The organism is Geobacillus sp. Manikaran-105, from assembly GCF_002809955.1.
Lineage (GTDB): Bacteria > Bacillota > Bacilli > Bacillales > Anoxybacillaceae > Geobacillus > Geobacillus thermophilus.
In genome coordinates, this window is the sequence record NZ_PIJG01000060.1 from 21,002 (window position 1) to 28,211 (window position 7,210).

The following is a 7,210-nucleotide window of genomic DNA, read 5'->3' on the forward strand; positions in this document are numbered from 1 at the left end:
TTCTTATTGGAGGTTGCTCATTAGGGGATCATCAGTGAATCGGACGGGATTCCAGCAGTTCATCGATGATGCGCGCGTAGTGGTCAATGCGCCGCTCCAGCTCCTCCATCTGCCGCTCAAGGCGGGTGACGTATTGACGGAAGGTCATCGGAGCGCCGAATCGCTGTTCGAGCCGCTCTTCGATTTTCTGCCGCTCGCCGTGGACAGAGACGAAGATGCGCATCTCGCGGCCGAACACTTCGCGGACGGTTTCACTGATGAGTTCGCCGTATCTTGTTTGCAGCCATTCACATTGAATGTCGTTGAGGCATTCGATGATGAGCCAATCGTCATCCACCGTCGCCGACGTCGAGGCAAACCACGTGTCAAACGACGGCCCGGACAGCTTTTGCGCAAGCTTCGTTTTCACTTGTTCCCAAAGATGGTGCTCCTTCACACACTCACCCCCTTTCGTCTACTCGCCTGGCTGCCATACATGTTCGCGCAATTTCGCCCGAATGTCATCCGGAATCGGTTCAGGCCGCCCGGTATCAAAATTGAAATTGACATACACCGCCCGCCCTTTGGCGCACACCACCCCGTTTTGGTGGATTTCTTCATAAATCGTGAGGCTTGTGTTGCCGATGCGCTCAATGCCGGTATACACAGTCACATCTTGCCCATAATACAGTTGGTTGACGTAGTCAACCTCCATGCGGATGATCACCATCCGCCAACGTTTGAATGACAAGTCAGGTGTAAACAGCTTGAAAATTTCATGCCGCCCCGCTTCAAACCAAACGGGCACGGTCGTATTGTTAATATGGCCGACGCCGTCCGTCTCTGACACGCGCGGCGTAATGACAGTCGTAAACACGAACGCCCCTCCTCCACAAGAACTGGAATCGTCTTTTGTCGAATTTCGGCGGCTGATGTATATGTGTTCGCTCCACGATGTGGAAATTCCTGCTTCACCATCAAGAAAACATGAAAAACGTCGCCCCTTGAGCGGAAGGGGGATCCAACTTGAGAAGTGAGACCCTATTTCCAACAGCCAAAGAAAAAACAGGAGCCTGAAGCAGCCCCTGTTTTTCTCCTTATTCGTTGTTCGGTTCGACGATCGTCCCTGTAAACGCCGCTTGATAAATCGCGCGGATGTCGGCTTCCGAAAGCGGCATCGGGCTGCGGGCGAGCAGCCGTTTTTGCTGGACGGCGTCTTTCGTCAGACTTTCTAATGCGCTTTCCGGAATGCCAAAACCGCCGAGCGTCTTCGGAATGCCGACATCGGCGACGAGGCGCTCAAGCTCCTCGACGCAGCGGCGCGACGCCTCCTCCTCTGATAAAAAGCTTGAGTTGCCGCCAAGGGCGTTTAACATGTCCGCCATTCGTTTCGTGCAGCTTTGGCGAATGTAGCCCATCACATACGGCAAGAGCACGGCATTTGATTCGCCATGGGCGATATGAAACTGCCCGCCGAGCGGATACGCGAGCGCATGCACACCCGCCACGCCGGCGTTGAAAAACGCCAAACCGGCCAAATAGCTGCCGTTCGCCATATCGATGCGCGCCTGTTTGTCCGCTCCATTTTCCACCGCCTTGCGCAATGAGCGAGCAATGAGGCGCATCGCCTGAAGCGCCAAGCCGTCCGACGTCGGGCTCGCATTGACCGACACGTACGCCTCGACCGCATGGGTGAGCGCATCGATCCCAGTCGCCGCCGTCACCCGCGGCGGGACGGAAACCGTAAGCTGCGGGTCGACGATCGCCACATCGGCCAGCAAGTAGTCATGCGTCACGACATCTTTCGTCGTGTCTAGCGACAAGACGGAGATGTTCGTCACCTCCGACCCGGTGCCTGATGTCGTCGGAATCAATATTTTCGGCAATCCTTTTTTCTCAAGTGTTCTCGTTCCCGTCAAGTTTAAATAATCGGCGACCGAACCTTCATGCACGGCCAAAACAGCGGCCAGTTTCGCCAAATCCATCGCGCTGCCGCCGCCGACGCCGATGACAAGGTCAAACTCTCCGTCGCGGGCAAACGCCACCGCCTTCTCCCCCGTTTCAAGCGGCGGCTCCGGCACAACATCCGTATACACATGCACGCTGCACCCTGCTTGCCGGAGCGGAGATGCCACTTGCTCGATGAGACCGAGTTTTTCAAGCGCTGGATCGGTGATCACCAACACGTGTTTTGCCCCAAGCCTTTTTACTTCTGGAACTAACTGGCCAAGCGCCCCCCAGCCGACATAGCTGAGCGGCGGAAAGACGATGCGGGATGCGGTCATGGTTTTCTCTCCCCCTTATTCAACATTTTTTCGGAAGAATGAACGCGTTTTCTTTCCATCCGCATAACCAAACTCCTATGCTCGCCAAGCTTCCTCCAGCTCCCGCTTCAGCTCTTCGACAAGCTCCGCGGCCGGAAGCTCCCGCACCAGCCGGTATCCTGTCCCGGCCCAAAGCGACATTCCCTCCGGGTCGCCCGCCTTGGCGGATGCGGCGCGCAGCGGCTTCGTCATATGGTGCACATGCGGATACGCTGCCGGCGCCAAGGCGCGATACTCCGCCATAAACCGGTTCACAAGCCCGCGCGCCGGCCGGCCGGTAAACGCCCTCGTCACGGCCGTCTCCACAAACCGCGGATCGGCAAGCGCCTGTTTATGAAGCGGGTGCGCCCCGCTTTCCGGGCAGCGCAAAAACGCCGTCCCGAGCTGCACCGCGCTCGCCCCGGCTTTAAGAGCCGCCGCAATGCCGCGCCCATCCATGATCCCGCCCGCCGCCGCGAGCGGAACCCGGACCGCCGCCCGCACTCGGGCCAGCAGCGGAAACAACTCGAGCGCCTCATCCTTTTCCGGATCGTTGCCAAACGACGCCCGATGCCCGCCCGCTTCCGCCCCTTGCACACAAAGCGCATTCGCCCCAGCTTCGGCTGCCATTTCAGCTTCCTCCACCGCCGTGACCGTCACGATCACAAACGATCCCGCCTTTTGCAAGGCAGCGATCACTTCTTTGTCCGGGCAACCGAACGTAAAGCTCACAACCGGCACTCGCTCCTGAAGAAGCACATCAAGCTTCGCCGCCCAGTCGTCGTCCTCCCATTTCGGCTCGCCGACTGACGCCCCAAACCGCTCCGCCTCCGCCGCCAGTGCTACACGGTACCGTTCGACCGCCTCCTCATCCACTGTTTTGTCCCCCGGCACAAACACATTTACCCCAAACGGCCGATCCGTCAACGTCCGCAGCTCATGAATTTCCTTCTTCATGGCCTCCGCCGTCTTGTACCCGCCAGCCAAAAACCCAAGCCCGCCGGCGTTGGACACCGCCGCGGCCAGTTCAGGCGTCGACACCCCGCCTGCCATCGGCGCTTGAATGATCGGGATGGGAAGTGTAGAGAACATACGTATCTCCCTTCTTTCGGCTAAAACCGTTTTGCCCCTCTCCTATTTTTTCGCGCTTCGTGCTCGGATTTCCTCCCCCCTTTGTCGAATCAATCTTTACGCCGACTATGTCTTTTGCACGCTCCATGAACGACAGCTGTCCGGCCAACGCGGCGCGTTTTCAACATCTCACATACATATGGTAAGAACAGGTGTTATCCGTTGTTCAATCAATCGATCGAAACATAAAGCGAACAATACGATCCATGCCTAATCGCTGTCACCTGACGTCCAATAAACAGGCTGTTTGTTCATGATTTGTCCCTTTACTCAATATCCTTTAACAAACGGCTGGCCACTTTGATAAACGTTTTGCCATCCTCAAACGAAAAATAGCGCATGCTGTTTTCATGAACAAGTTCTTCGATTTTTGCCCATGTCTCCGTATCGCGGCGATGGTGGATGCGTTCGAGCTTCTCTACTTCCAGCTTCAAGGCACGAACCACCCACTCCGGTTCATCCGCTAGAAATCGCAAAAACTGTTCTTCTAATTGAGCATTGTAAAACGTCTGATTGTAATACGAGTCAAAGAAATATTGAAGATGTTCGAATTCTTTTCGAATGTCCATGTTTCATCTCCACCTTTCAAGTTCTCCTTTCGACAAACGTGGCGGGTCATCCTGCCTTATTGCTTGATCAAACAAAAAACTCCCCAAACCATCCACTGGTTTAGGGAGTTTATCGTCACGGCCGAAACACCTTTAACCGTTTCGCCAGTTCTTTCGTACGCGGATATACATCGCGATAAATCGCAAACAGCTCTTTGTATTTCGCCGCCGCATCCGGCCGCGGTTCGACGACGGATTCGACTTGTTTGAACGCATCCGCGCATTGCTTGAGCGAATCGAACCAACCGACGCCGCACGCGGCGATCATCGCAGCGCCTAGTCCCGGCCCTTGTTCGTTCTTCAGCTTTTCCACTGAGATGCCGAAAATATCGGCTTGGATTTGCAGCCACTCGGCGCTTTTTGCTCCGCCGCCGATCGAGACGACCGAGTCGATCGTTTTGCCGCTCGCTTTGATGATCTCCACCGACTCGTTGAGCGAGAACGTAATCCCTTCCATGACCGCGCGGGCGAAATCCCATTTCGTCTGCCGCGAGTCGATGCCGATAAACGACCCGCGAATATCGGCGTCCGCATAAGGCGTCCGCTCGCCGACCAAATACGGCGTAAACAACAACCCGTTCGCACCGATCGGCGACTCGGCAGCGCGCTGGACGATCTCGGCAAACGGCACGTCTTCCGCAAACGTCCGCTTCCACCAATCAAAGCTGTAGCCCGCCGCCAGCGTCACCCCCATAATATAGTAGGCGTTCGGCTCGGCATGGTTGAAGTAATGCACTTTTCCAGCGAAATCTTTTTCCCCGCTTTGCTCATACGCCAAGACGACGCCGGATGTGCCGATGCTTGACATCATGCGGCCTTCTGCCAAAATACCCGCACCCACCGCGCCGCAGGCGTTGTCCGCTCCGCCGGCGAACACGTTCACCGATGCCGGCAGCCCGGTCTGTTCGGCCACCTCCGGACGCAGCGTCCCGACCCATGCCGCCGCCTCAACAAGCGGCGGGCAAAGCGTGAGATCGACGCCGACCGCACGGGCGATCGCCTCGCTCCACGTTTTCGTTTTGATATCCAACAGCAGCGTCCCCGCCGCATCCGATACATCCATCGCCATGTGCCCGGTCAAGCGGAAGCGGACATAATCTTTCGGCAACAAAAACACCCGCGCCCGCTCGTACAGCTCGGGTTCGTGTTGTTTCACCCAAAGGAGCTTCGGCAAGGTGAATCCTTCAAGCGCCTGGTTTTTGGCGATTGCCAGCAGCGCGTCTTGGCCGACCTTTTCTTCAATGTCCCGACACTGTGCTGTCGTTCTCGTATCATTCCACAAAATCGCATTGCGCACCACATTCCCATCGCCATCAAGCAGCACAAGCCCGTGCATCTGTCCGGAAAAACTAATCCCCACGATCGACTCGGGGGAAACGCCCGCCGTCTCCCACACACGGCGGAGCGCGACGATCGTTTTTTTCACCCAATCGTCCGGGCGCTGCTCGCTATAACCGGAATGCGGCTGGTAAAGGGGATAGGACTCGGTCCATTCCCCTTTCACCACGCCGTGTCGGTCGACAAGCAACACTTTCACCGCACTTGTTCCTAAATCGACGCCAATGACATATTCCACGCTCATCCCTCTTTCACGAACGAGATCCGCCCGGAACGCTGACTTCCAACAAATATTGGTTCAGCAGCGTTTTCAAGCGTTCGAGACGGCCGGACGTATTGCGAATCTCGCCAAGCTGCAACGCGTATTGCTCCAGCTTGTGGAAATCCGCCGTTCCTTCGACAATTTCGCGGCCGATGCCTTCCGTATAGCTTTTGTACCGTTCTTCGATGAATTGTTCAAACACGCGGTCTTCCAGCAAGCGATGGGCGACTTTCAAACCGATCGCAAAGCTGTCCATCCCGGCGATATGAGCGTAGAACAAGTCTTCCGGTTCGAACGAGCCTCTCCGCACTTTCGCGTCAAAGTTCAAGCCCCCGCGCCCAAGGCCGCCGTTTTGCAAAATTTCATACATCGCCAGCGTCGTCGTATACAAATCGGTCGGGAATTCATCCGTATCCCAGCCAAGCAACATATCGCCTTGGTTCGCATCGACCGAACCGAGCATGCCGTGGATGCGGGCGACGCGCAGCTCATGTTCAAACGTATGGCCAGCCAACGTCGCATGGTTCGCTTCAATGTTGAATTTGAAATGATCCTTGAGCCCGTACGTTTGCAAGAATGCCAGCGCCGTGGCCACATCAAAATCGTATTGATGCTTCGTCGGCTCTTTCGGCTTCGGCTCGATCAAAAACTGGCCGTCAAAGCCGATTTCTTTCGCATAGTCGACCGCCATATGCAAGAAGCGGGCCAAATTGTCAAGCTCCAACTTCATGTCCGTGTTCAGCAGCGTCTCATAACCTTCCCGGCCGCCCCAGAACACGTAGTTTTCCGCTCCGAGCCGCTTCGCGATCTCCAGCCCTTTTTTCACTTTCGCCGCCGCATAGGCGAACACATCGGCATTGCATGACGTTGCCGCCCCGTGAACGAAGCGCGGATGGCTGAACAAGTTCGCTGTATTCCACAGCAGTTTCGTTTTGCTTGTTTTCATGTATTCTTCAATCATATCGACAATTTCATCCAAGTTTTTGTACGTCTCGCTGAGCGTTTCCCCTTCCGGCGCGATGTCGACGTCATGGAAGCAGAAAAACGGAACGTTCAGCTTTTCAAACAGCTCAAACGCCGCCTCCACGCGCGCCTTCGCCAAATCCATCCCGCTGTATTTGTCCCACGGGCGAATCATATTGCCGACGCCAAACGGATCCGATCCGTCCCCGGTAAATGTATGCCAATACGCGACCGAAAAGCGCAAATGCTCCTCCATCGTTTTGTCGCCGACTTTTTCTTCCGGATTATAAAACTTAAACGCCAACGGATTGCGCGACTCCGGTCCTTCATATGGAATAGTGCCGACATTCGGGAAGTATGCCATATCCAAGTCCTCCTTAAAAATAAGCGAGAATGATTTATTTCAGTTTCATTATAACGCTTTCATATTTGTTTGTCTATCATATAAACAAAGTATTCTCACCTGTAAAACCACAACTATGTTGGTTGAAGTTTTACAGGGGGGATGGGCATACGATCCCCCACACTCTAGAAGGCCGGTGAAAAAGTACACCCTGAGGCAGGGATTTAGGGGGCTTATGTCGAAAAAGGAAGAAAAATCGTTGGAATGGAGCGTGAGCGGATCA

7 protein-coding genes are annotated in these 7,210 nt (G+C 55.4%); all 7 read right to left on the reverse strand.

Features of this window, described 5'->3' with window-relative positions; genetic code table 11:
* Window positions 1–31 precede the first annotated feature (31 nt).
* Window positions 32–436, reverse strand: coding sequence for a DnaA N-terminal domain-containing protein (locus CV945_RS14805; protein WP_025950747.1), 405 nt, complete (start codon window positions 434–436; stop codon window positions 32–34).
* Window positions 437–454: 18 nt separating this feature from the next.
* Window positions 455–856 carry an acyl-CoA thioesterase gene (locus tag CV945_RS14810; RefSeq protein ID WP_047818459.1) on the reverse strand — a complete coding sequence of 134 codons (402 nt, stop codon included), beginning with the start codon at window positions 854–856 and terminating at the stop codon, window positions 455–457.
* Between the two features lie 220 nt (window positions 857–1,076).
* Window positions 1,077–2,264, reverse strand: a complete 1,188-nt coding sequence (locus CV945_RS14815) for an iron-containing alcohol dehydrogenase (protein ID WP_100660067.1) — start codon at window positions 2,262–2,264, stop codon at window positions 1,077–1,079.
* 75 nt (window positions 2,265–2,339) lie between these two features.
* Entirely contained in the window at window positions 2,340–3,374 is a 1,035-nt protein-coding gene (locus tag CV945_RS14820) for a nitronate monooxygenase (protein ID WP_100660068.1), read from the reverse strand.
* Window positions 3,375–3,679: 305 nt separating this feature from the next.
* The gene (locus CV945_RS14825) at window positions 3,680–3,982 is read right to left on the reverse strand and encodes a hypothetical protein (protein WP_011231363.1); all 303 of its coding nucleotides are present in this window, start codon (window positions 3,980–3,982) and stop codon (window positions 3,680–3,682) included.
* 115 nt (window positions 3,983–4,097) lie between these two features.
* Window positions 4,098–5,597 carry a xylulokinase gene (gene xylB / locus CV945_RS14830; RefSeq protein WP_100660069.1) on the reverse strand — a complete coding sequence of 500 codons (1,500 nt, stop codon included), beginning with the start codon at window positions 5,595–5,597 and terminating at the stop codon, window positions 4,098–4,100.
* A 13-nt stretch (window positions 5,598–5,610) separates the two neighbouring features.
* Window positions 5,611–6,948, reverse strand: coding sequence for a xylose isomerase (xylA, locus tag CV945_RS14835; protein WP_100660070.1), 1,338 nt, complete (start codon window positions 6,946–6,948; stop codon window positions 5,611–5,613).
* Window positions 6,949–7,210 lie beyond the last annotated feature (262 nt).

Bases quoted from the DNA above. Each gene is read 5' to 3' on its own strand.
- CV945_RS14820 (WP_100660068.1), bottom strand. From the start codon at position 3,374: ATGTTCTCTACACTTCCCATCCCGATCATTCAAGCGCCGATGGCAGGC.
- xylA (WP_100660070.1), bottom strand. From the start codon at position 6,948: ATGGCATACTTCCCGAATGTCGGCACTATTCCATATGAAGGACCGGAG.
- CV945_RS14815 (WP_100660067.1), bottom strand. From the start codon at position 2,264: ATGACCGCATCCCGCATCGTCTTTCCGCCGCTCAGCTATGTCGGCTGG.
- CV945_RS14825 (WP_011231363.1), bottom strand. From the start codon at position 3,982: ATGGACATTCGAAAAGAATTCGAACATCTTCAATATTTCTTTGACTCG.